The organism is Halobellus sp. LT62 (assembly GCF_037031285.1).
Lineage (GTDB): Archaea > Halobacteriota > Halobacteria > Halobacteriales > Haloferacaceae > Haloquadratum > Haloquadratum salinisoli.
Genome location: NZ_JAYEZO010000001.1, coordinates 104,612 through 128,568, shown reverse-complemented (window position 1 = coordinate 128,568; position 23,957 = coordinate 104,612). Strand labels below are relative to the sequence as shown.

General features: G+C 66.1%; 23 protein-coding genes and 2 tRNA genes. 15 read left to right on the top strand and 10 right to left on the bottom strand.

Annotated elements, in window-relative coordinates:
• The first annotated feature begins 110 nt into the window (after positions 1–110).
• From U5919_RS00580 to U5919_RS00570, 3 genes are all read left to right on the top strand, one after another.
• Positions 111–752: a hypothetical protein gene (locus U5919_RS00580; protein ID WP_336021591.1), complete on the top strand. Its 642-nt coding sequence runs from the start codon at positions 111–113 to the stop codon at positions 750–752.
• A gap of 336 nt (positions 753–1,088) precedes the next feature.
• Positions 1,089–1,760 (top strand): hypothetical protein, encoded by a 672-nt coding sequence (locus U5919_RS00575; RefSeq protein ID WP_336021590.1) that lies wholly within the window; start codon positions 1,089–1,091, stop codon positions 1,758–1,760.
• Positions 1,761–1,848: 88 nt separating this feature from the next.
• A complete protein-coding gene (locus tag U5919_RS00570; RefSeq protein WP_336021589.1) occupies positions 1,849–2,421 on the top strand; it encodes a DUF7344 domain-containing protein in 573 nt (190 codons plus the stop codon).
• Positions 2,422–2,552: 131 nt separating this feature from the next.
• Here the strand turns inward: U5919_RS00570 and U5919_RS00565 are convergent, their stop codons facing one another.
• On the bottom strand, positions 2,553–3,575 hold the full coding sequence (locus U5919_RS00565) for a DUF5305 family protein (protein WP_336021588.1): 1,023 nt from the start codon (positions 3,573–3,575) through the stop codon (positions 2,553–2,555).
• Between the two features lie 131 nt (positions 3,576–3,706).
• Here U5919_RS00565 and U5919_RS00560 point away from each other — a divergent pair, with 131 nt between their 5' ends.
• Positions 3,707–5,068, top strand: a complete 1,362-nt coding sequence (locus U5919_RS00560; RefSeq protein WP_336021587.1) for a hypothetical protein — start codon at positions 3,707–3,709, stop codon at positions 5,066–5,068.
• Here U5919_RS00560 and U5919_RS00555 read toward each other — a convergent pair.
• Positions 5,065–5,919: a DUF7504 family protein gene (locus U5919_RS00555; protein ID WP_336021586.1), complete on the bottom strand. Its 855-nt coding sequence runs from the start codon at positions 5,917–5,919 to the stop codon at positions 5,065–5,067. The two genes, U5919_RS00560 and U5919_RS00555, sit on opposite strands and share 4 nt — an antisense overlap.
• A gap of 120 nt (positions 5,920–6,039) precedes the next feature.
• On the opposite strand from U5919_RS00555, the gene U5919_RS00550 reads away from it, so the two are divergent.
• Together U5919_RS00550 and U5919_RS00545 are read left to right on the top strand one after the other, a co-directional pair.
• Positions 6,040–6,603, top strand: coding sequence for a response regulator (locus U5919_RS00550; RefSeq protein ID WP_336021585.1), 564 nt, complete (start codon positions 6,040–6,042; stop codon positions 6,601–6,603).
• 103 nt (positions 6,604–6,706) lie between these two features.
• Positions 6,707–6,777, top strand: a tRNA-Gly gene (locus U5919_RS00545).
• 251 nt (positions 6,778–7,028) lie between these two features.
• Here the strand turns inward: U5919_RS00545 and U5919_RS00540 are convergent.
• From U5919_RS00540 to U5919_RS00525, 4 genes are all read right to left on the bottom strand, one after another.
• Positions 7,029–7,622, bottom strand: a complete 594-nt coding sequence (locus U5919_RS00540; RefSeq protein WP_336021584.1) for a winged helix-turn-helix transcriptional regulator — start codon at positions 7,620–7,622, stop codon at positions 7,029–7,031.
• Between the two features lie 116 nt (positions 7,623–7,738).
• Positions 7,739–8,047: a DUF6360 family protein gene (locus U5919_RS00535; RefSeq protein WP_336021583.1), complete on the bottom strand. Its 309-nt coding sequence runs from the start codon at positions 8,045–8,047 to the stop codon at positions 7,739–7,741.
• Between the two features lie 77 nt (positions 8,048–8,124).
• Positions 8,125–9,873, bottom strand: coding sequence for a nitrite/sulfite reductase (locus tag U5919_RS00530; protein WP_336021582.1), 1,749 nt, complete (start codon positions 9,871–9,873; stop codon positions 8,125–8,127).
• Positions 9,874–9,962: 89 nt separating this feature from the next.
• A complete protein-coding gene (locus U5919_RS00525; protein WP_336021581.1) occupies positions 9,963–10,274 on the bottom strand; it encodes a DUF8134 family protein in 312 nt (103 codons plus the stop codon).
• Between the two features lie 343 nt (positions 10,275–10,617).
• Here U5919_RS00525 and U5919_RS00520 point away from each other — a divergent pair, with 343 nt between their 5' ends.
• The 3 genes from U5919_RS00520 (at position 10,618) to U5919_RS00510 (ending at position 11,996) form a co-directional block, all read left to right on the top strand.
• Complete coding sequence (locus tag U5919_RS00520; RefSeq protein ID WP_336021580.1) at positions 10,618–10,830, top strand: hypothetical protein; 213 nt, start codon at positions 10,618–10,620, stop codon at positions 10,828–10,830.
• Between the two features lie 234 nt (positions 10,831–11,064).
• A complete protein-coding gene (locus tag U5919_RS00515; RefSeq protein WP_336021579.1) occupies positions 11,065–11,802 on the top strand; it encodes a DUF7119 family protein in 738 nt (245 codons plus the stop codon).
• A 120-nt stretch (positions 11,803–11,922) separates the two neighbouring features.
• Positions 11,923–11,996: transfer RNA gene (locus U5919_RS00510), tRNA-Lys, on the top strand.
• A 386-nt stretch (positions 11,997–12,382) separates the two neighbouring features.
• Here U5919_RS00510 and U5919_RS00505 read toward each other — a convergent pair.
• Entirely contained in the window at positions 12,383–13,813 is a 1,431-nt protein-coding gene (locus tag U5919_RS00505; RefSeq protein ID WP_336021578.1) for an FAD-dependent oxidoreductase, read from the bottom strand.
• Between the two features lie 268 nt (positions 13,814–14,081).
• On the opposite strand from U5919_RS00505, the gene glpK reads away from it, so the two are divergent.
• Together glpK and U5919_RS00495 are read left to right on the top strand one after the other, a co-directional pair.
• Positions 14,082–15,617 (top strand): glycerol kinase GlpK, encoded by a 1,536-nt coding sequence (glpK, locus tag U5919_RS00500; protein ID WP_336021577.1) that lies wholly within the window; start codon positions 14,082–14,084, stop codon positions 15,615–15,617.
• Between the two features lie 2 nt (positions 15,618–15,619).
• Positions 15,620–16,417 (top strand): carbon-nitrogen family hydrolase, encoded by a 798-nt coding sequence (locus U5919_RS00495; protein ID WP_336021576.1) that lies wholly within the window; start codon positions 15,620–15,622, stop codon positions 16,415–16,417.
• Positions 16,418–16,632: 215 nt separating this feature from the next.
• Here U5919_RS00495 and U5919_RS00490 read toward each other — a convergent pair whose 3' ends face one another.
• Complete coding sequence (locus U5919_RS00490; protein WP_336023832.1) at positions 16,633–17,928, bottom strand: dihydroorotase; 1,296 nt, start codon at positions 17,926–17,928, stop codon at positions 16,633–16,635.
• A 62-nt stretch (positions 17,929–17,990) separates the two neighbouring features.
• A complete protein-coding gene (locus U5919_RS00485; RefSeq protein ID WP_336021575.1) occupies positions 17,991–18,734 on the bottom strand; it encodes a lipoate--protein ligase family protein in 744 nt (247 codons plus the stop codon).
• 12 nt (positions 18,735–18,746) lie between these two features.
• On the opposite strand from U5919_RS00485, the gene U5919_RS00480 reads away from it, so the two are divergent.
• Both U5919_RS00480 and U5919_RS00475 read left to right on the top strand, forming a co-directional pair.
• Positions 18,747–19,829, top strand: coding sequence for a DUF8155 domain-containing protein (locus U5919_RS00480; RefSeq protein WP_336021574.1), 1,083 nt, complete (start codon positions 18,747–18,749; stop codon positions 19,827–19,829).
• A gap of 74 nt (positions 19,830–19,903) precedes the next feature.
• Entirely contained in the window at positions 19,904–20,404 is a 501-nt protein-coding gene (locus U5919_RS00475) for a PaaI family thioesterase (protein WP_336021573.1), read from the top strand.
• 33 nt (positions 20,405–20,437) lie between these two features.
• Here U5919_RS00475 and U5919_RS00470 read toward each other — a convergent pair whose 3' ends face one another.
• Positions 20,438–21,019 (bottom strand): cysteine hydrolase family protein, encoded by a 582-nt coding sequence (locus U5919_RS00470; RefSeq protein ID WP_336021572.1) that lies wholly within the window; start codon positions 21,017–21,019, stop codon positions 20,438–20,440.
• 188 nt (positions 21,020–21,207) lie between these two features.
• Between U5919_RS00470 and U5919_RS00465 the strand changes: the two genes are divergently transcribed.
• Together U5919_RS00465 and U5919_RS00460 are read left to right on the top strand one after the other, a co-directional pair.
• Entirely contained in the window at positions 21,208–22,656 is a 1,449-nt protein-coding gene (locus tag U5919_RS00465; protein WP_336021571.1) for an Hvo_1808 family surface protein, read from the top strand.
• A gap of 118 nt (positions 22,657–22,774) precedes the next feature.
• A complete protein-coding gene (locus tag U5919_RS00460) occupies positions 22,775–23,944 on the top strand; it encodes a nicotinate phosphoribosyltransferase (RefSeq protein WP_336021570.1) in 1,170 nt (389 codons plus the stop codon).
• Positions 23,945–23,957: the final 13 nt, after the last annotated feature.

Below are 23,957 nucleotides of genomic sequence, written 5' to 3'. Positions count from 1 at the left end.
TCGGCGCGCAGCGAACTGAAACGCGCGCTTCAAGCACGTCAATACAAAGGGGACGTAACCCATAGTATCTGGTACGAACAATCGCGGAAGCGGCTCGGAGGACATTACAAATGGCACTCAACAGACGGAACGTCCTGCTCGGACTCGGAACGATCGTCACGGGCGTCGGGGCGGCGATCGGTACAGGCGCATTCACGACCGTCACAGCGGAGCGAACCGTCGACGTCAGCGTCACGGGTGACAGCGACGCCTTCCTCGCGTTTCAAGTCGACGGCACCGTCACCATCGACGGAAGCGACGTAGACGCCGGCGATCCGGGGTACGCGAACATTCCCACCGACGGCGCGCTCGAAATTCTCCTCGACGGAAGCGGGGAAGGCAATGTGAGCAGCGCAAGCGGTCTCAACGTCGACGCCGTGACGACCATCTCGCCGCTGTTCAGCGTGACGAACAACGGCACCGAGGACGTCGGCTTCTACGTCGACGCCGACGAGGACGACAACAACATCTCGATCAACAGCGGAACGATCGAAAACACCGTCGGCAGCTCCGGCACGATCGACTTCACGTTCAGAGACCTCGACGGAGACACGTCGATCGTCTCCGAGGGCAACGCCGTCGAGATCACCTCCGGTAGTTCGGCACGCGTGGAAATCGAAATCGACACCACCGGCATCGACAGCGCCGGCAGCGACATCAACGACGATCTGCTCAGCGAGCTGCAGGTCGTCGCCGACACGAACGCGCTGTAGTCGACAGCTGACGGGATTTCGCGCGTCAACCGACGACGTCGTCACCGACGCCCTCATCTTTCCTCTCGACAACAGCGAGAGTAGCGTTTGCCAAGTCTTCACTGACGTCGAACACGCATAGCTGTCTCTCCCCCCCCTCGTTTCGGGTCGAGACGGATTCCGAAATTCCCCAGCTCAACTAACTAATCAACAATTAATCCGTCATTAAGTCAAAGGAAACTCAACTACAAGGTAACCGTTCAGTAGCCGGCTCTCGCAGTCGTCCGATTCAAGCACCCGAATACAAAGGGGGTAGGGGCCATCCGTCGATTCGACGCGGAACACCGCACACTACCAATGAAACGACGCAACCTACTCGCTGGATTCGGAACGCTCATCGCCGGTACCGGTGCCGCTCTCGGAACGGGCGCGTTTAGTACTGTGTCTGCTGAGCGATCGTTCACCGTCTCGACGACTGACGACAGCGGTGCCGACCTACAGCTCGAAATGGGAGGAGGTGCCGTAGCGGACAGCGTGGTTAGCAACAATTCGACAACGGGGGCAGAGGGAGAAGAAATCGAATTCGATTTCGGAGATAACGTCAACAACGAGGCGCTCACCGCCTTCGACGGGATCCTTCGAATAACCAATAATTCGGACGATGACGACGTTGAGGTGACGGAGCTCACGTTCCGACCAGAGGATGATGGTGGAAATCTCGTGGATTCTGATGATGATGATACCGTAGAGGTCCTCAGCGTGTACGTGACGGGTCACGGATCCGACCTCGTCAACGGAGACGGTGAAGATCCGTTAGACAGTGATTTCGACGACGACACTGATAATAACGTCCTCACCGCTGATGACGACGACTTCGGAGCAGATGGAGATGGCGATACCCTCGGAAATGGCGACAGCGTCGAAGTCGGCTTCCTGTTCGATACAACCGGTGACTCGAACATCGGCGATATCGAGAATATCGTGATCGTCGCCGAGACGAGTGAGTCCGGCGACGAGAGCTCATCGTAATCGACATCCAAACTCTTCAACGCCGCGTAGCCAGCCGCCGACAAACACTTCAATTTTATGTACTGTCCGGTCTACCCCTCACCAACGAATGGGGACGCAGGTCGGTCAGGAACGCTCGCTCGAAGACGAGACGGACGCGGACGGGGAGTTAGACCGCGACGAGATCTTCGATCTGATGAGCAACCACCGCCGCCGCTACGCGATGCACTTCTGCAAGCAACACGAGGACCCCGTCGCGCTCTCGGATCTGGCCGAACAGGTGGCCGCGTGGGAGCAGGACAAATCGATCGCCGAACTCACCTCCGCCGAGCGCAAGACCGTCTACACGTCGCTCCAGCAGACGCACCTCCCGCGGCTCGACCGCGCGGGCGTCGTCGACTACGAGGGCGGCGAGGTCGAACTCACAGAGCAGATCAAAGCGCTCGACATCTACCTCGACATCGTCCCCGAGAACTCGATCCCGTGGGGTGTGTACTACCTCGGCCTCTCGGTGATTTCGGCGGTCGTGATGGGCGGACTCTGGCTGGACGTGCTGCCGACTGAGACGGTCCCGCTTCTCGTGTATCCGACGCTGATCGTGCTGGCGTTTCTCGGCTCCGCGGCGTACCACGCCGTGACCAATCACCGCTACCGATTCGAGAGCTTCGAGCGGCCGCCCTGACGAGACGGTCGGCATACGGAAATGGGGGAGAGAGCGGGGAGAGCGGACAGTCATAGGGATTATCGTAAATCCTCATAGAAGTCTCGCCACCCCACGTGGCGAGGATCTATGGACAGTTACGATAATCCCTATCAGATGTCCAGCCACTCGTCGGCGGCGACCTCTTCGATCGCGTAGTAGTAGATCTCCGAGGAGTCGATCACGGCGTAAGCGTCGATCTGCGGGTCGTGAATCACCCGGCGGTTGGTGTCGATCGCGACGTCGACGAGGTCTTCGAGCGTCAGAATCGAGATGTACTGCTTCTGGGAGTTCGTCGGGAACTCGCCGCGGGAGATCCACTCGTCGTGTCGGTCGTGGACGATCCGGGTGCGCAGTTCCTCTGTGTCGATCCGGTCGTCGAGGTCGCGCGCGAGCACCGCGACGCCGAGCAGGAGGAGGCCGACGAGCGCGAATCCGCCGTATTCGAGCGGGTTCGGCGGCTCCGTGACCTGTCGTTGGACCGACATCGACTCGACCTGCTCGGCTTCGACCGTCTCCTCGAGGTAGTACGACCGGCCGTCGATGACGAACGGGACCGTCGATACCAAGGTTCCTTCGTACGATTCGGTTTCATACTGCACGGTCTGCGACAGCCGAATCTCGAACTCGCCGACACCCTCCGTCGAGGCTCGAAGCGTCTGAAGCTCGCCGCGAAGCGCGGAGACGTTCACTGTCTCCGAGGCGGTGAACTGCCCGTCAGTGACCGTTTCGTTCGCTTCCAGAAGCGTCTCCGTCGAGCGGTAGAACTCTTGACCGTCCCGTACCCCGCGGATCTCCAGTTCGAGTCGATGGTTCAACCGAACCGGAACGTCGGCCGGGACCGTCGTCTCGACGTCGAAGGTCATCGACGGCGACGCGGAGAGAAAGTACACCGAACGGTTGTCCAACCGCTCGCCCTGTTCGTACAGTGCCGTCTGACGGGTGACGAGCGCGCTGGGGTCCGCGCGCGTCTCGAAGGTCTGTCGATCGGTCTCCTCGGTGATCGTCTGGGTCGTCGGCGTGCTGAAGACGTACCCCGCGCCGACCAGACAGAGGACACCCACCAGAACGAGCGCAGCGACGATAAGGCGGTGGTTTTCGCTGATAAACAGCTTCACGCGGTGTTCAAACGCCATCGGTAGCAGAGTCTCCAAACCAAACAGTGGTCAAACACCGCCAAGCGGCAACCATCACGTCGCATATGCTCGCAACTGCAACAAAACTTTTGTCCTCGCCAATCAAACGTCACGTAGCTGTACCCACTGAGATGTCCGACGACTTCCCCGACGCTGGAGATAGCACTCCGACGGCGACCTCTTTCGAGGAGTGGCTAGACCAGCACGCCGCGAGTCAGGGCATCTCTCGGGAGGAACTGTTCGAGCGCTTGGTCTCGTCGTACTGGACGCTCAACGAGCTGACCCAGTTGCTCGACGATTCCGGAGGCAGAAACCACCCCTTCGAGGACGAGACGGTCAGCGGGGCGGAGAAACCGGCCGAGTTCGACGCGGATGCGATACGACGCGAGAAGAAAGCCCGCCACGAGGATCGGAGAGCGGACACCAGCACGGAAGAGCGCCCTGACGGTGACCTCGAATCGCAGTTCGAGTCGCTCAAAGAGCGCGTCGACGACCTGCAAGCGGAGGTCGAAGCGGAGACCGAGCGCGGTCAGTCCCTCGGCGACGTGACGGAGGCGGTCGCGACTCGGCTGGCGGAAATCGAAGCCGAACTCGACGAGGTGACGACAACTGCCGAGACCACGCGGGAATCCCTCACTGAGCAGTACGAATCGCTGCGAACGCGAGTCGATTCGCTCGAATCGGTCGTCGACCGGAAACACCAACAGGTCGCGTCCGAGCAGTCCGAACTCGCGTCCGAGCAGGAGCAGCTCAGATCGTGGATCGACGCCGAGTTCGAGAATCTCGAAACGATTCTCAAGTACCTCGTCTCACAGACCGACGAGTTAGAAACGGACATCGCGAGCGCGGAGAATCGCTCTCGAGAGGCGCTCTCGAACCTCCGGTGGGAACGCGACGCGCTGCAGTCGGTCAAGCGCGACGCCGCGGCGCTCGGCGTTCACGAGGGGATATGCGAATCGTGCGAGGCCACGATCGATCTCGACTTGCTCTCGCGACCGTACTGTCCGCACTGCGAGAACTCAGTATCGGGCGTCGAAAAGCGGAAAAAATGGCTATTTCTGTCCGATGCTATCGTCACGACGGACAGCGAGACCCGCGATGGAAACACCCCGGACAGTCCCCGTTCCGCCGAAGTCCCGGCGCACTCACCAGCCGACTCGCCGGACGATCCGCCGGAGCGCGTCTCGCGTCAGCGCCAGTCGCCGCGATCGAACGCCGGGGGACAAAGCGGGCAGGGAGGCGGGATCCCCGTCGAAGATTCACTCTCGGACACCGACGGATCGGACCCCGGAGACGACGAACAGTTCGGACACGGTGTGAGCGCAGAATCGGCGGCTGACCGGGGCGCGACCGACGAACGGGAATCCGCGTCGCCGTTCGAGTTCGACTCGGAGGACCTCGGCGACGGTGACGACGGGGAGAACGCCGGTTCCTCACAGTCGGACTCGCCGTTCGGCGACCTCTCGGAACTCGAACGCAACGAGCGCAGTTAATCGAGCGCGACGGAGCCGTCCTCGTCGAACGCGAGAACCGTCTCGAAGAGCGACTGGAACGTTCGGACGGTCTGCCCCTCGTGCCGTTCGGGGTCGAAGTGGTAGTGCGCCCGCACCCCGGCCGATTGGACCCGCCCGCGAAGGACGTGGAGGAACCGGAACACCCGCTGGTGGTCCTCGTTGAAGTCAAGCAAATCCGACAGCGAGTGGAGACACATCGTCGTCGGACCCGACAGCTCGTCCCATTCGGTGAGGATCTTACTGGTGACGATGCCGATCCGCCGGAGATCTTGCGGGTTCGAGACGGTGCGGACCTCGACGGGACCGTCGTACTCCTCGTAGGTCGTCTCGCGGTTGTAGTTGCGAACGTCGACGACGGCCGTCTCTCCGACCGGCCCTTCGAGGTAATTTTCGAGGGCGGACAGCCGCTGGCTCGGCGTCTCGGAGACGGTGATAGCGAGGAGGTTCGCGGGCGCGTCCGTGCCCGACTCCATCAGGCGCGAACAGAGGTTTTGCTCTGCGGGACACTCACCGGGGCCACTGAGCAGGATATTTGACGCCCCGTCAGCGAACTCGAGCAGGGCTTCGGTTTTCGGGTCGAGCGCGGCCGCGTCGCCGTCGTCGTCTCGGGCGACGAAGTCCCACCGGCCCAAGTCGCCGTCGTCGATCGAATCGGTGGACGGCGCGCTATCGCGCTTTTCGATCGATTCGGTGAGTTCCGACAGCGACTTCGAGTTCTCAGAGTCCGAGGACTCCTCGTCGGCGGAGTCGCCGAGTCGATCGGCGAGATCACCGAGTGACGAGGACGGCGCGTCGTCCTCCGCTGACGACTCGCCCTCGTCGTGTTGCATAGGGGATACTGTTAGACTCGCATAATAAATCTTGATACGAGCGCCTTCGAGCCACAGAGAGTCAAAGGGAGTAGACTTATCACTTCTACGAATAAATGGATCCTCGAATACCTCGACAGTATGAGCGCTCTGCCTCACGTCTTGATCGTCGACGACGAGCCCGACCTCGCGGAGTTGTACGCGTCGTGGTTGGACGACGAGTACGCCGTCGAGACGGCTCATAACGGCGCGACCGCGCTCGAACGGTTCGATCAGCCGGCCGACGTCGCGCTCTTGGATCGACGGATGCCGGGGATGTCAGGCGACGAGGTGCTCGAACGGATCCGCGAGCGGGACCCCGAGTGCAGCGTGGCGATGATCACCGCCGTCGACCCCGACTTCGACATTCTGGAGTTGGGATTCGACGCGTACCTCACGAAGCCCGTCGGTGAGACGGGGCTCAAAAACGTCGTCGATCGGCTCCTCCGACGATCGGAGTACACCGACACGCTGCAGACGTTCTTCGCGAAGCTCTCGAAGCGGGAGGCGCTAATGGCGAAAAAGCCGCAGTTCGAACTCGAAGCCGACGAGCGGTATCAACGGTTGGAGTCGGAGATCGAGACGCTTCGAAAAGAGTCCGAGGCGCACCTGTCTGAACTCGACGGCGAGGACTTCGAGGCGCTGTTCTACCGACTGGACGCGTAAGCCGAACCCGTTCACGACGACGGCGACGCGGTGCGATGTTCCGTCATCCTTAAGTCCGGGCTGCGGCTCTGTTTCGAGTGTACGACGGCGTCCGGTCGTCTGCGCGCCAGTGGTCCAGTGGTAGGACAGTGGCTTCCCAAGCCACTAGCCCGGGTTCAATTCCCGGCTGGCGCATTCTGCGAGGAACGCAGGTGACGAGCGAATGCGTCACCGTGGGAATTGAATCAGGGAGCGTCGCGAGTGAAACGAGCAGAGCGACCGTGGTTCAATTCCCGGCTGGCGCACTCCTTCCAGTCGTTTGCCAGCCGACGTCGCGTTCGCACGGCTCACGGGACTCCCGGCTGGCGCATTTTCTTCTCAACGGGGTGATCGAGTCGCCCACAGCGGTCACGCGCAGTGACGGGTACGGGGTTCGGTCGCCTGCCTCACTCCACGTCGGTCTCGAACCGCTCGTATCGCTCGCGGAACCGGGCGAGACACGACGGACAGCAGAAGTGGTATCGCTCGCCGCCGATGCGCTCGCTCCGCCCCTCGCTGGTGACGGTGTTGCCGCACTCCGCACACGATAGGGCGAACTCCGTGCCGCCGACCGCGGGCGACCACTCGACGTCGCCGACGATCGTCACCTCGTAGTCGTCGACGCGCGAGAGGTCGACGAGTCGGTCGAGGTGCTCGCGCACGGCGTTCGCGCGGAGGCGAGCGTGAAAGACGACATCGCCCTCGGCAGTGACGAAGACGTGCTCGACGGCGTCCGCGCTCACGACGTCGTCGCGGAGTTCCTCGATCGAGTCGATCGACGGTTCGAGCGTCACGAGCACCGGCACGCCCGCGCGCAGCTGTGAGCGGTCGAGGTCGACGGTGAAACGCCGGATGACGCCGGATTCGCGGAGTCGCTCGATGCGATCGGAGACGGCCGGCGGCGAGAGGTCGACCGCGTCGGCGAGGTCGCTGTAAGAGCGACGGCCGTCCTCCACCAACAGTTCGAGGATCCGGATGTCGGTCTCGTCGAGCGTGGACATACGCGTCGTTCGGGCTCGACCGCCTTTTCGGTTGCCCCCGCCGGTTTCGATTCGAAAGCGAATGCAGATCTACGTGGTGATTACCAAAGCGTGAATCGCGTCGCTCCGACTACGTGTTAGTCGTCCCCGTCTCCGGCGGAGGTGGAGTCGTTCGCGGCCTCGACCTTAGCGGCGTGCGATTCCAGTGCCGACGCGATCGTTCGGGCCTCCGCCGCCGAGAGCGTCACTTCGTCGGCGTGCGGCGGCACCGATTCGAGGTGGCTGTTATCGAGTTCCAACTGGAGTTTCACGTGATCTGGGTTCTCTCGGGGCGAGGTGACGTTCAACACCGCGACGGCCTCGTCTTCGAAGTCGTGGCCGCGTGCCGCGGCGTCGACGAGGTCGAGCGTCGTGTAGGCGTTCACCCTGAGCAGTCGGTTCGGCATATCCGGAGAGAAGAGGCGGAACGGGAAGTCGGTACCGCTTACGCGGGTCGGGCTCGGCCGCTCCGCCGACGTCCCGCTCAGTCGTCCGCAGGAGTCGGCGGCGCGGCGTCCATCGAGTCGTCCTCGGCGTAGGGGTACCACGTCATCTTCGTGTTGTGCATCATCGGGTCCTCGTAGTCGGTCTCCTCGGGTTCGACGAACGCGTCGAGTTCCTCGTCGTCGTAGCGCTCGATGAACGCGCGGAAGGACTCGCCCTCCTCGCGCTCTGTGGCGAAGTTCTCGATCAGGTTCGAGATCGCGCCGGGCACCTCGTCGACCGGGACGCGTTGGGTGACCCAGCGGGCGAACTGCGGCTCCGCGCCGAGGCCGCCACCGAGGCCGATGTCGAGCGCCTCGACCGCCTCGCCGTCCTTTCTCGTTTTCATTCCGCGCAGACTCACGTCGGCGATCTGCGGCTGCGCGCACGACGCGGTACAGCCGGACAGGTGAATGTGGAACTCGTCGACGCCCTCCGGAAGCTCGACGTTCTCCTTCAGCCAGCGCGCGAAGCGCACCTGTCGGTTCTTCGTCTCGACGATCGAGAGCGAACAGAACTCCGTGCCGGTACAGGCGATCGAGCCGCGCATGAACGGCGACGGGTCGGGCGAGTAGTGTTCGAGCAGGTCCTCGGCGAGGAAGTCGTCGAGGTCGGACTCCGGAATGTCGGTGACGATGACGTTCTGGCGCTGGGAGAGCCGAACCTCGCCGGAGCCGTACTCGTCGGCGAGGTCAGCCAGCTCGTAGACGTCGTCGACGCCCATCCGGCCGACGAGGACGTTCAGGCCGACGAAGTACTTCCCGTCTTTCTGTTCGTGGACGCCGACGAGGTCGTTGCGCTCGCCCCCGCCGGTGTTGTACGTGTACTCCTCGCGGACGTCGCGACCGGCGGTGTGGAGCTCGAAGTCGACGAACTCCTCCTGCAGCGTGTCGCGGAACTTCTCTGCGCCCCACTCGTCGACGAGGAACTTGATGCGGGCGTTGTAGCGGTCCTCGCGGTCACCGTTTTCGCGGAAGAGCGCGGAGATCCCGCCGGCGACGTCGGAGACGTTCTCCGGAGGAACCCACACGTCGATGTCGCGGGCGAATCGCGGCTCGTTGCGCGCGAGGCCGCCGCCGACGCGGACGTTGAAGCCGACGACGTCCTCGCCGTCGATCTCCTTATATGCGGGCTCGAAGGCGAGGTCGTTGATGTCGCCCTGCCCGGAGCCGTCGGCCGATCCCGTGACCGAGACCTTCCACTTCCGCGGGAGGTTCGAGTGGTCCTCGTCGCCCTTGAACGTCTCGTTGAGTTCGCGGATGACCGGCCACGCGTCGATGACTTCCTGCGCGTCCTTCCCGGCGACGGGGTTGCCGACGATGTTCCGCCACGAGTCGCCACACGCCTGCTGAGTCGACAGACCGTTTGATTCGAGCTTCTCGAAGATGTCCGGCACGTCCGAGAGCTCGATCCAGTGCAGTTGGATCGCCTGTCGGGTGGAGTAGTCAGCGTATGCGTCGCCGAAGATCGGGTTCGTCCCCGGACCTCTCGCGTATTCGTCGGCGATCTCGCCGACGGCGCGCAGTTGCCCGGGTTCGAGCATCCCGTTCGGCGTCCCGATCCGCATCATAAAGTAGCCCTCTTGGCCGTTCCGCTGGTGGTACAGCCCCCACCACTTGAAGCGCTCGAACCACGCGTCGCGCTCGTCGTCCGGGATGGTTTCGAACCCCTCCTCGGCGAACCTGAACAGGTGTTCTCGTATCTCGTTACCGTAGACCTCTGACTTCCAGTTTTCGACGTCCGTTGGCATCCTTATCGGGTACAATACCTCCACCTTCAAAGAAGGTGCCGTGTCGTCAACCCTTCCCGCTGCTCCCGTTAATAAGAAAATATTGCCGCTTATTCGTCGCCGGTCGACGTGAGTACGCCCTCACGGTCGATATCGACGAATTCGCCGTTCACGACGCGGCCGACGGGAACCCAGTCGGTCGTCGACTTCGTCCCGCAGACGATGCACTGGCCGTAGACTCGAACCTGAACGGTCCGGCCGTCGACACCCGTTTCGAGGAAGTTTTCAACCACCATATCCGCGAGGTCGCATTCGCAGAAATCCGGCTCGTCGAGTCGCCAGAGCTCACTTACGCTCACTCGACGGGAGTCGTCGACGGAGAGCCACGCGCCGTCGTCGAGGATGCGAAGTCGTGTCGTCACACAAGGGAATAGGGGCTGGATCACCTCATCATTGACGGCGGTCACAAACCGCGACGATGTCGGCGACGAGTCTCAGAGTGTCAATCACGCCTCTGTCCCCCGATTTCGACGAAATCTCGGTGTCACAGAATCCGGAAGCGACTTCCGGTATCCGGGAGTAGTGGTCCGATTTACTCCGGAAGCGGCCCTTATACAGGAAGGGTTCATAGGGTGGTCTGATGACAGACCACCGCCGGCAGTGTCTCCGTTTACGACCGAGTGAACGGACTGTCGAGCAGCGGCAGCACGCCCCAGCGGATGCCGCTCCGGAACTGTACGAGTCACCGAAAGGGACCGAGGACGAATGGACGAGCGAACGAACGCAGACGGTAGCGGAGCAACGATGACGCTGACAATGGAACACGACCCCGAGGAGGAAGCAGCCCGAACGGCGGACGAAGCGGCCGAAACTGCCGACGAAGCGGAGGCTGACGACTACAGCCACCTCGACGACCTCGCAGACGGGGCGGGCTGCACCGAGATCTGGGAGCACCTCTCAGACAGTCGCGAAGAGTGATCGGGACCCGCCGTACGGTCGGACGTATAGTAGCGTTTGCAAGTCTTTACTCACTCGATCGTACGACTGCGTTCGATCTGATGAGCAATCAGTTGCAAACGCTACTATAACTGTGTACCGGAGCCTCGCCGGTGACCCAGCGAACTCCGGAAGCGGCACACACCGTCCGTGTCAGTCACGCGACTCGACCGGGGGAGAGGCTTTTACTTGCGGCCTCACTACGTGGATTCGACGATGACTGATGACGCCGGTGACCGCGCCGAGCGACCCGAGCCGGACGGCGGCCGCCCCCCACGCCGCGGGCGGCGACTTCCCGCGGACCGCGAAGAGCCGGTCGGAGAGCCGGTCGTCCGCGCGGATCCGGCAGTCACCGGCGAGCGCGCGAAGGAGGCCGTCGGGTTCGACCCCGACGACCCCGAGAGCGTCGCCGAAGCGGCCGAGACGGTTCGGGCGTTCTCGGAGAACACCGCCGGTGCCGCCGACAACGTGTATATGCTCCGCGGTGCGGCCGCCTGTGCAGCGCTCGTCAGGGGCGTCGGCTCCTACAAAGAGGCGGTCGAGCGAGCCGGCGGCGACGTGAGCGTTTCCTTCGTCCGCAAGTGGGCGCGCGTGCATGACCTCCCGCAGGCGATCCGACGGCACGTCGCCCGCGGCGACATCGCGCCGACGGCCGCAAAGCACATCGCTCGCGTCTCCGGCGTCGACCGCTTCGACCTCGCGTGGGCGGTCGTCGACGCCGACCTCACGGTCCGGCAGGTCCGGCGAATCGCCAGCGAGGTCGACGGTGAGACGAGCGCCGCCGACGCCCTCCGGGCTCGGGGGGTCGAACTCGGGCGGATCGAACTGTCGCTTCCTTTGGACACTTACCGCGAACTCAGACGCCGCGCGTCGATCGAAAACCGCGATCCCGGCGAGATGATGTCCGACGCTCTCGAACGGTACTTCGCCGACGAATCGACCGCGCCGGAGTGAGTCGCGGTTCTCACCTCGGGTGTCGGTCTTCCCCCGCTCGGGTGCGTCTCCTCGACCCACCGACCGCGGCGGGATCCGAGAGTAAACGCTTATCACCGACGACCAGTTACCCCTCGGTGCGGGCCGGTAGCTCAGTCCGGCAGAGCGTCTGGCTTTTAACCAGACGGTCGCGCGTTCAAATCGCGTCCGGCCCGTCTTCTCGCCGCGAGCACATTCGCGAGCGGCGAGTATCGCAACCGGCGGGGTTTGAATCGCAGGGAGGTCGGGCGCAGCGAAGCGAGCACGTCCGACCGTGCGTTCAAATCGCGTCCGACTCGTAAGCCGTCTCCGAACAAAGTGAGGAGCCGCGCGGCTGTGTCGCCGTTGAACGACTCAACGTGGAGTATTCTAGGGCCGAGATGACCCCTGCAAGCGCCCGGCCCCTTGCGATCCCACCCGACAGCGCCGCACCGCCGCGTCCTCCCCAGCCGACTCCTCGCTCGCGACGCTCGCTCGTCGCCCCTCGCGTGCGTGCGGCGGGCGACGGAGCCCCCGCCAGCACGCGCCTCGTGGTTGGGTCGGGAGCCGATGCCACGAACAGCTACGACAGCGACCCGTTCAGCACCTTCGCGGCCACGAGGACGGGATCCCAAACCGGGCTGAACGGCGGGGCATAGCCGAGGTCCTGTCGTTCGAGTTCCCCCACGGTCATCTGGCCACCGAGCGCCGTCGCGACCGTGTCGATACGGACCGCCGCGCGGTCGGTGCCGACGACGCTGCCGCCGAGGAGCCGCCCGGTGTCGCGATCGGCGACGAGCGTGACGGTCGTCTCGGCCGCGCCGGGGTAGTAGCCCGACCGAGAGCCGGCGGTGATCGTCTCGGAGACGGGATCGAAGCCGGCCTCACGGGCGCGTTCGTGGTCTAGAACCCCGGTTCGGCCGCATTCGAGATCGAACGCCTTCACCATCGCCGTGCCCGCGACCGAACCGACGGGCGTGGGGTCGCCGCCGACAGTCGCGCCGATGGCCCGGCCGGCGCGGTTCGCCGGGAGCCCCAGCGGGTCCCACGTCGGCTCGCCAGTGACCATATGCGGCATCTCCGCGACGTCGCCCGCGGCGTAGACGCCCTCGACCGAGGTCCGGCCGTGCGCGTCGGTGGCGACGGCACCCGACTCGCCGATCTCGACCGGCGTGCCGTCCAACAGGTCGGTGTTGGGTTCGATGCCGATCCCGACGAGTGCGGCGTCGACCGCGAGTTCGGAGCCGCTCTCACAGACGACCCGATCGACGTGCCCGCCGTCGCCGTCGAGCCGGCGTACTTCCTCGCCGAAGTGCAGCGTGACGCCCGACTCGCGGAGGTGCTCTGTGACCGCGTCGCCGACGGCCTCGCCGAACCCCGGAACCGGCCGCTCGGAGCGCTGAAACAGGTGAACGTCGACCCCCCACGCCTCGAACGCCTCGACCATCTCGACACCGACGTAGCCCGCGCCGACGACCGCGACGGTCTTCGGCGGCGTCATCGTCCCGTAGCGTTCGACGACCGCCTCGTCGAGGGCGTCGCCGCCGCCGAGGTCGTCGACGTCGAAGTCCTCCGGGGGCGTGAGATACGCGCGGATCGCGGCGGCGTGATCGAGCCCGTGGAGGGTGAAGACGCCGTCGAGCGTCGCGCCCTCGATCGGGTCGGAGACGGCGTGCGCGCCGGTGGCGACGAGCAGGTTGCCGTAGGGGTGCTCGAACGTCGCGTCGTCGGCCTCGACGGTGACCGTCCGCGCGTCGGTGTCGACCGCACGCACCTCGTGACCGCGGCGGAGATCGATGCCGCGCTCCTCGGCCTCGGCGGGCGAGAGCGACAACAGATCCGAGAGCCGGTCGACCTCCCCTTTCACGAAATAGGGCGTCCCGCAGTGGGCGTAGGAGACCCACGTGCCCTTCTCGAAGACGACGACCTCGCGATCGGGATCGGTACGCAGGCACTTGCTCGCCGCCGAGAGTCCGGCGGCGTCACCGCCGACAACGACGAAGGGATCGGACATACCACTATCTGCCGTCGCCGACGGTAGATAGCTTTCGCCGGACGACGTCGCGCGAACGAACGAAGCGGATTCTCAGACCGGTATCGGGGCCTCGAATCGACACCGTGGTCCGCGGCGACAACGCCGGGTTTTAGCACCCCTCGCGCCAGAAGTGTATCGACAACTCGCGAATCAGGACGCCGGGTCAACACCGCCCCCGACGACTTCCGGCGGCGCGGACAACGAATCGAACGGACGACAGAACGCAACAGACACCAGATACACGAGTATGAACGAACGCACGTACGTCGGCGCGATCGATCAGGGAACGACCGGAACGCGGTTCATCGTCTTCGACCACGGCGGCCAGCCCGTCGCGAACGCCTACGAGACGCACGAACAGCGGTATCCCGAACCGGGATGGGTCGAACACGACCCCGAGCAGATCTGGGAGAACACCACCGTCGTCATCGAGCGCGCGCTCGACGAGGCCGGCATCGACGCCTCCCAGTTGGCGGCGATCGGGATCACCAACCAGCGCGAGACGACCGTCGTCTGGGACCGCGAGTCGGGGACGCCGGTGTACGACGCCATCGTCTGGCAGGACCGCCGGACGACCGACCGGATCGAGGCGCTAGAGCGAGAGGGCAAAGACGAGTGGATCCGCGAGCGGACCGGCCTCGAACCCGACGCGTACTTCTCGGCGACGAAAGTCGAGTGGCTCCTCGACAACGCCGATCCCATCAAACTCCAGCGGATGCGTCCCGAGGACGTCCGCGACCGCGCGGAAGCGGGCGAGCTCTGCTTCGGGACGATCGACTCGTGGCTGATCTACAAGCTGACCGGCGAGCACGTCACCGACGTCACGAACGCCTCGCGGACGATGCTGTTCGACATCCACGAGTTGGCGTGGGACGACGAACTCCTCGACGAGTTCGACGTCCCCGCGGCGATGCTCCCGGAGGTCCGTCCCTCCTCCGACGACGACCACTACGGCGCGACCGATCCCGAGGGGTTCCTCGGCGCGTCCGTCCCCGTCGCGGGCGCGCTCGGCGACCAGCAGGCGGCGCTGTTCGGCCAGACCTGCTTCGACGCCGGCGACGCGAAGAACACCTACGGGACGGGCTCGTTTATGCTGATGAACACCGGCAGCGACGCCGTCACATCCGAGAACGGGCTGCTCACGACGGTCGGCTTCCAGCGCTCCGGCGAGCCCGCCCAGTACGCCTTGGAGGGCTCGATCTTCATCACCGGCGCGGCCATCGAGTGGCTCGAGGACCTGACGCTGATCGACAACCCCGCCGAGAGCGAGGCGCTCGCGCGCTCGGTCGACTCGACCGACGGCGTCTACGTCGTGCCCGCCTTCACCGGGCTCGGCGCGCCGCACTGGGACCAGCGCGCCCGCGGGACGATCGTCGGGATGACCCGCGGCACGCGGCGCGAGCACATCGTCCGCGCGACGCTGGAGTCGATCGCGTACCAGACGCGCGACGTCGCCGAGGCGATGACCGAGGACAGCGGTATCGAACTCTCGGGGCTCCGCGTCGACGGCGGCGCGGTGAAGAACAACTTCCTGTGCCAACTCCAAGCCGACGTCGTCGGCACCGACATCGTTCGGCCCGAAGTCGACGAGACGACCGCGCTCGGGGCGGCCTACGCCGCTGGACTCGCCGTCGACTACTGGGCGTCGCTCGACGAACTCCGCGAGAACTGGCGGGTCGATCGCGAGTTCGAGCCGAACCGCGCCGCCGACGTCGACGCGCGGTACGATCGCTGGCAGGAGGCCGTCGAGCGCTCGCTCGACTGGGCGCGAGACGAGGAGTGAGAATGCGCGTCGCCGCCGTCCAACTCCCGGCTCGAAACGATCCGGAGGGCAACAGAGACCGGGCCGAATCGCGAATTCACGCGGCCGCGGCGGACGGCGCGGACCTCGTCGTCCTCCCGGAGCTGTGGCCGGTGGGCTACTTCGCGTTCGACGCCTACCGCGACGCCGCGGAGTCGGTTCCGGGACCGACGGCCGACTGGCTGTCGGAGCTTGCCGACGACCTGTCGATTCACCTGCACGGCGGCAGCCTCGTCGAGCGTGTCGGCAGCGAACCCGGCGGAGACGAAACCGGGGAAGAACTCTACAACACCTCGCTGCTGTTCGGTCCGGGCGGCGATCTCCTCGCGACCTACCGGAAGATCCACCTGTTCGGATACGACTCCGAGGAGTCGAACCTGCTCACTCCCGGCACCGACCCCAGCGTCGTCGAGACCGACCTCGGGACGGTCGGGCTGACGACCTGCTACGACCTCCGGTTCCCGACGCTCTATCGCAGACTCGTCAACGCCGGCGTCGAAATTCTCCTCGTCACCTCCGCGTGGCCCCGCGAGCGGATCGACCACTGGCACCTGTTCACCCGAACTCGGGCGGTCGAGAATCAGACGATCCTCGTCGCCGCGAACCTCACGGGTTCGATCGACGGCGTCGACCTCGGCGGCGAGAGCGTCGTCGTCGACCCGTGGGGTGTCGAGCGCGCGAACGCCGGGACGGACGCGCGGACGGCGTACGCGGAGGTCGACCGCGAGGAGGTCCGCGAGACGCGCGAGTCGTTCCCGGCGCTCGCGGACCGGCGACTCTGAGTTTCGCTCGAATCGACGGCCAGAAGCGACGTTTCCTGCGAGAGTTTATATCAGATAGCGAGGCCACCGTCGCCGTGACTTGAACACGGCCCCGCGTCGGGCAGCGGTTGTCTGGCACGTCGACGCGGGATCCACGGGCGACGCGGACGCGAGACGGGAGCGGAACGCGTCGCGCTCGCGGGTGCCAGCTGTCAGCTAAAACCGGACAGCGGCGTCTATCGCCGGACGTTCTGGCCGGTCGGGTCTCCGACGACATTACTTCCGTCGTAGACGACCTCGCCTCCTACCAGCGTCAGGTCCGGGAAGACGCCCTCGAACCCCTCGAACGGCGTCCACCCGCACTTCGAGTGGAGGTCCTCGCCGCGGATCTCCCGTGAGGCGTCGGGATCGACGAGCACGAGGTCCGCATCGTAGCCCTCGGCGACGCGGCCCTTTCGCGGAAGGTCGAAGATCTCCGCGGCGTTCGTCGCGGTGACGTCGCGGACGCGCTCGTAGGAGAGATCTCCCCGTCGCGCTCGCTCCAGCAACAGCGGCAGCATCGTCTCGACGCCGGGGACGCCGCTCGGCGCGTCCCACAGCCCGACCTCCTTCTCCTCGACGGTGTGCGGGGCGTGATCGGTCGCGACGATGTCGACGTCGCCGTCGACGAGCCGCTGCCACAGCGCCGCGCGGCGCTCCTCGCTGCGGAGCGGCGGGTTCATCCGCCCGTACGTCCCGAGTTCGCTCGCGTCCTCGCGAGAGAGAAAGAGGTGATGCGGCGTCGCCTCGCAGGTCGCGCCGCCGGCGACGGCCGCGTCGACGCCCTCGGGGGTGCTCGTGTGCGCGATGTGGATGTCGGCACCGGAGTCTGCACCGACCTCGACGGCGCGCGCGACCGCCGCCGCCTCGGCTTCGGCGGCCCGGTACTGACTCCAGACGTCGGCGTCGGCGTCGTGACCGACGCCGCCGGCGTCGCGCTCGCGAGCCGTCTCGTCGAACAGGTCGGCGTCCTCCGCGTGGACAGTGACGACGACGCCGGCATCGGCCGCCCGTTCGACCGCGTCCGCGAAGAGGTCGGCCTCGATGCCCATATCGCCCGTCGAGTCCGCGAGAAACACTTCGCCGAGTGCGAACAGCGGTCGGGCGAACAGCGGTTCGGGGTCCCACTCGGGCGTGACGCCGCCGCTGATGCCGTAGTCGATACACGACTCGGCCGCGAGCGACGCCTTCGCGTCGAACGTCTCGCCGGATATCGTCGGCGGGGACGTGTTCGGTTGGTCGACGGCAGTCGTCACGCCGCCGGCAGCCGCGCTCTGAGAGCCCGTCGTCCACGTCTCCTTGTGCGCGTGTCCCGGCTCGCGAAAGTGAACGTGAGCGTCGATCGCCCCCGGGAGCAGCAGTCGTTCGTCGGCAGCGACGACGCGGTCGTCGTCCGCAGCGTCGACGGCGCGGTCGACGGCGGTGATCCGCCCCGATTCGGTTCGAACGTCACGGATCCGTCCGTCGGCGAGACGGGCGTCGCGAAAGAGCATCGACATACGTCGGCGTCGTCCGCGCGCGACCTAAGCCCGACGGTTCAGATCGTCGGATGGACTCAGTCTCGGGCTTCGCCCGTCTCTCTGAGGACTTCGTCGACAGTCGCCGACTCTCGCAGAAGATCACCGCAAAACGCGTCGAACAACGCCTCGACGACCGTGTCCGGATCCGCGGGACCGCCGCCGCGATCGACGCTGCCCATCGACTCGGGATCGAACGGGACGCCGAGCGCGTCGTAGACATCGTCGAGGACCGCCGCGAGTTCCTCGTGGGCGTCGACGACGACGATGCCGGAGACGCGCGCCGTCTCCCGCTGGATCCGCTGGGCGAGCCCCGAGATCTTCCCGCGCGCCTGCACCGAGTGGTCACCGGGGCAGAACGACACCTCGGGCTCGCCGCGGCGAGCGGGGACGCCCAGCGATCGCAACGCGCGGACGACGCCCGTCGTCGCGGCGTCGTAGCGCGCTTCCGTCCCACGGCGCGGCCTCACTGTGGGCACGATCACCGCGAACGCGACCGTCGTTCCGGCGTACGCCACCGCCCGCCCGCCGACGCTCCGCTCGATCGCGGGATAGCCGTGCGCTTCCGCTCGCTCGCGAGCGTGGTCGTAGCCGTCCGCACGCGCGTCGCGACGGCCGAACGCCACCTGTCGATGCGGCGTCCAGACGCGAACCGCGGGCACACCCGTCTCTGCGACCGCATCGCTGAGTCGCTCGACGACCCTCCGGTCGGCGTCCAACGACGGCGCGCGTCCGCAGACGGTTCGGACCGACTCACAGTCGGCGACGAGGCGGTCGATCACGCTCGGGGATCGGTGCCGACGCACCTAAGCGCTCTCGGTCCCGCCGAGGCGTATGGTCGGTGGATCGACGTGACGCCGAGTGACGGTCGTCGGTATCGGGAGACGGAGAGGCGGTCGCAAGCCCCCGGCGACGACGTCCTCGTCCCGGCGTCGACGCTCCGTCGGTATCGCCGGTTTTCCCTCTATAACTCGCCGTATCCCGCACACGCGGCGGGTTGTGCGATCGATCTCTACCCGGCGACGAACGAGGGGATCGCTCCCGTCGCCGGCGAGGTGCTGGAGACGCAGACGGTGCGAGCGCCGCCGAAATCGTACGCCGACGACGCGGAGTTCCTGATCCTCGTCGACGTCGACTGCGAACGGAGCGGGATCCGCGTCGGAAGCGACGGCACTGGCGGCGGCGACGCCGAGTGCGCGGACGGGCTCGTCGCACGAATCCTCCACGTCCGGCCGACAGTCGAACCGGGCGAGACGGTCGGCGTCGGCGACTCGCTCGGACCGATGGTCCGCTCGGGCTTCTTCGCGCCGTGGGTCGCGAACCACGTCCACGTCGGGTTCCGACGGGGCGGCCAAAACCTCCACCGCGCGGGCGGATCGCTCCCGGTCGCCGCCGCCGTCGAGGTCGAACCCCTCGCGTGGGACGGCGTCGGGACGGTGGTCGAAACGGGCGACACGTACGCGCTTCTCGACGCGCCAGCGCATCCGAGCCCGGGCAAGCGGTTCGCCGGGATCGCAGGCGTCGTCGACGGACGAGAACGGGTCGGCGACGGGGAAGGAGAGCGGATCGTCCTCGACGGCGGGATGGCCCACTACGCCGACGGCGGTGCGTTGGGGCGGGGGCGCAGAGCGGAGCGGACAGCGTTCGACCCGGTGTCATTCCTCGGCCACTGCGTCGGCGACGCGTCGGGACGAACCGTCGCGTGGCGCGACATCGACGTCCTCGCGAACGGCGATCGGATAACCGGCCTCTCGCTGTTCGCCGCGCTCGATCCCGAGTTCGGAGCCAAACTCGTCTGTCCGGATCGCGAGTTTCGAGTCGGAGAGCGGGTCGAAGTCGAAATCCGCGAGAGCGACGATCCGATCAGACTCGGATAGAGCGCGGTGAGACCGTGCGTCGTCCCTGATGACGAGACCGTCGGGTACATACGCGCTCCGCGCGCGGATTCGGTATGACCGACGAAGACGAGGAGCTGTCGGGGCTGCCCGACGACGCCGCGGCGTTCGTCCAAGCGTATATCGAACGCGAGCACGGCTACCTCTCGTGGCTCGGCACGCGGATCGAGACGCTCGAACCCGGGCGAGCGGTGATGACGATCCCGTACGACGAGAAACTGACGAACACGACGAGTCCGCCGACCGTCCACGGCGGTATCGCGGCGACCCTCATCGACACCGCCGGCGGGATCGCACAGCGGACGCTCCTCGGCGATCCGATCGACGGCGGCGTCGCGACCGTGAACCTCAACGTCAACTACCTCCGACGCGCGTCGGGCGATCTGACCGCGACCGCCGAAGTCGTGCGTTCCGGCGGGACGATCGGCGTGAGTACGGTGACAGTCGTCAGCCGGAGTCCCGAGGACGTCGACGACGTCTCGAGCCGTCGGGAAGGAACGTCCTCCGGCGAGGCCGTCGCTACTGGACAGGCCTCCTATCGGCTGTTCCGGGACTGAGCGAGCCGCGGGATCGGTGCCGATCGGCGTCAGTTACCCGAACGCGATGTCGTCTCGTGTCGCCACCTCGCCGAAGAGCCAATCGGCGTGGTCGAGGGCGTACTCCTTGTGGGCCTCCTCGATGGCCCCGATAGCGTCCTCGATCAGTACCGGGCGGTAGTCGCGCAGTCCGGCGCTGCCCGCCGTGTGGAGGACGCAGACGTTCGCGAGCGTGCCGCAAACGAGGAGGTCGTCGACGCCGCGCGCGGAGAGCCAGCCGTCGAGTTCCGTCTCATAAAAGGCGTCGTAGGTGTGCTTTTCGACGACGTGGTCGCCCTCGCGAACGTCGAGTTCGTCGACGAGTTCGGCCTCCCAAGAGTTCTCGACGACGTGTTCGCCCCAGCGGGCGAACTCGTCGTAGTAGTGCGCCTCGTCGAACTGCTCCGGCGGGTGGACGTCGCGGGTGTAGACGATCCGCGCGCCGGCGTCGCGAGCGTCGTCGACGAGGTCGGTTACGTCATCGATGACGGCCTCGCTCGCGGGCGCGTGGAGGCTCCCGTCGGGATGACAGAAACCGTTCTGCATATCGACGACGACGACGGCGGTTCGGTCGGGATCGAACGCTTCGGTCGACATACTGGAACGTAGTACTGCGGTCGACAAAGGCGTTCGGTCGGGGGTGTTCGGCGGCGTGACGGCGGGTGTACCGGGTGGTAGCAGTGGCGGCGGGTAGTGCCGAGTGATAGCGGGTGGCAGCGGACGACGCGAACCGGCACGCAGACGACGCGGAAAGGTACTTCCCTCCGTGGTCCGTTCTTGGGACAATGACGCGGAACCGCGGCACACTCGCCGCAGCCCTCGCCCTGTTGCTCGTCCTCGCCGGGTGTAGCGCTCCGGTGATGGAGTCGGACCCCGTTCCGCCGGCCGGCGATGACGCCGCGGCGACGCCGAACGCCGACTTCGACGATCCCGACGGCGACGTGCTCGGCTGGGAGAACGGCTACTGGCACAACGAATCGGTCGACGTCGACCAGTCCGACGGCCTCTCCGACGCGGAGTTGGAGGCGTACGTCGCGCGGGCGATGGCCAGAGTCGAGTACATCCGCGGCGAGGAGTTCGACTCCGAGGTCCCCGTGAACGTGATCTCCCGTGCGGAGTACCGAAACCGCTCTTCGGGCGGGTCGAGCGACGGTGAGCCCAGCGAGTACGAGCGCTGGAACGACCAAGTGTGGGAAGCGCTGTTCGTCACCGGGGAGTCCGAGAGCAGCGGCGAGGCGATCGGCGAGACGCGAAGTTCCGCGGTCGCGGGCTTTTACTCGCCCGCGGACGACGAGATCAAGATCATCACCGACTCCCCGGAGTCGCCGACGATCAACAACGCGACGCTCGTCCACGAACTCGTCCACGCGCTGCAGGACCAGCAGTACGACCTGACGAAGGAGAAATACGGCGGGGACACGCAGGACGAACAGCTCGCGGCCGACGGCCTCGTCGAGGGTGACGCGAAGTACGTCGAACAGCGCTACGTGCAGCGCTGCGGGGAGTCGTGGGAGTGCGTCGCCACGCCGTCGAGCGGCGGGAGCGGCGGCGGTGGCGGCGGAACGCCGAACCTCGGCATCTTCCTGACGATCTTCCAGCCGTACTCCGACGGGCCAGTCTACGTCCACGACCTCGTCGAGCGTGAAGGCTGGAGCGCGATCGACGAGCGCTTCGAGACGCCGCCGGCGTCCTCCGAGCAGATCATCCACCGGACGGACGAGGAACCCGTCCCCATCGAGTACCGCGATCGAGCGCGGAACGGATGGGAGACGTTCCCCGAGCAGGGCGAAGACGGCTCCGACACCGTCGGCGAGGCGTCGATGTACGTGATGTTCTGGTATCAGGCCCGCCAGAGCGGCGCGGAGACGATCGACCCGCGAACCATCGGCAACGTCGAGAACCGCTACGACACCTACAACTACGACGCCGAGCCGTCCGCCGGCTGGGCGAACGACCGCCTGTTCCCCTACAAACAGGCGACCGAGTCGGGGACCGAGTACGGGTACGTCTGGACGACCGAGTGGGACACCGAGCGGGACGCGCGCGAGTTCCAGCGCGCCTATCGGGCGATCCTCGACGCTCACGACGCCGAAGAACGGGCGACGAACACCTACGTCGTCCCTGACGGGCAGTTCGCGGACGCGTTCCGCGTCACCCGATCGGGGACGCGCGTGACGATCGTGAACGGACCAACGGTCGAGGACGTCGACGACATCCGGCCGCGACAGTCCTGAGTTGGCAGCGGCCGGATCGACAGCGTCGCAATCTGGCCCGCCGAAATTGAAGAGGAATCCCCTTCGGAGTGACGGGCCGAACGAGTGAATTTTTCAACGCGCCCCGCCAACGGCGCGTATGGAGTTCGACATCGTCGGTCCCGACGCCATCAGTGAGGGGTCGGCGACCGACGCGTACTTCGATCGGACGGAGACGACGCTCCGGCACGCGGGGCGGAACCCCCGCGTCGTCGCGGAGGTGACCGCCGATCAGTTCCCCGACGGCGACTACGAACTGCTGGCGGGCGTCAAAGACGCCGCCGCGCTTTTAGAAGGGAAGGACGTCGACGTCGACGTCGTCCCGCCGGGGCGACTGTTCGACGGCGGCCCAGTGATGCGGATCGAGGGCGAGTATCTCGAGTTCGCGCGCTTCGAGACATCGCTGCTCGGATTTCTCTCGCACGCCTCGGGCGTCGCGACCGCCGCGCTCGACGTTCGCCGGGCGGCACCGGCGTCGACGGTCCTCTCCTTCGGTGCGAGACACGTCCACCCCTCGATCGCGGCGATGATCGAGCGCAGCGCGCTCGTCGCCGGGCTCGACGGGTTCTCGCACGTCGCCGCCGGCGAGGTGATCGACCGGGAGGCGGGCGGGACGATGCCGCACGCGCTTCTCATCTGCTTCGGTCGCGACAACCAAGAGCAGGCGTGGCGGGCGTTCGACGACGCTGTCGACGAGGACGTGCCGCGCGTGGCGCTGTGCGACACCTACTCCGACGAGACCGACGAGGCGCTGCGGGCCGCAGAGGCCCTCGGCGATCGCCTCGACAGCGTGCGGCTCGATACCACCGGCTCGCGGCGCGGCGACTTCCGTCACATCATCAGGGAAGTCCGCTGGACGCTGGACACGTACGACCACGAGGACGTCGACATCTTCGTCTCCGGCGGGCTCGGCCCGTCGGACCTCCGCGAGCTCGACGACGTCGCCGACGGCTTCGGCGTCGGCGGCTACGTCTCCAACGCCGACCCCGTCGACTTCGCGCTCGACATTGTCGAAGTCGACGGCGAACCGGCGGCCAAGCGCGGGAAGCTCACCGGCGCGAAGGCGGTCTATCGAACACCCGGGGGCGGTCACCACGTCGGGCGGCGCGACGAGTCGGGGCCGGAGGAGGGAGAGGCGCTCCTCCGGCCGCTCGTGCGGGGCGGCGACATCGTCGACGACGTCGACCTCGGAATCGACGCGGCCGCCGAGCGGGCCGCTCGGGACGCCGAGAGATGCGGATACGGCGCTGATGACGCCAACAGTCAGTAGTCTGCAGTTTTTC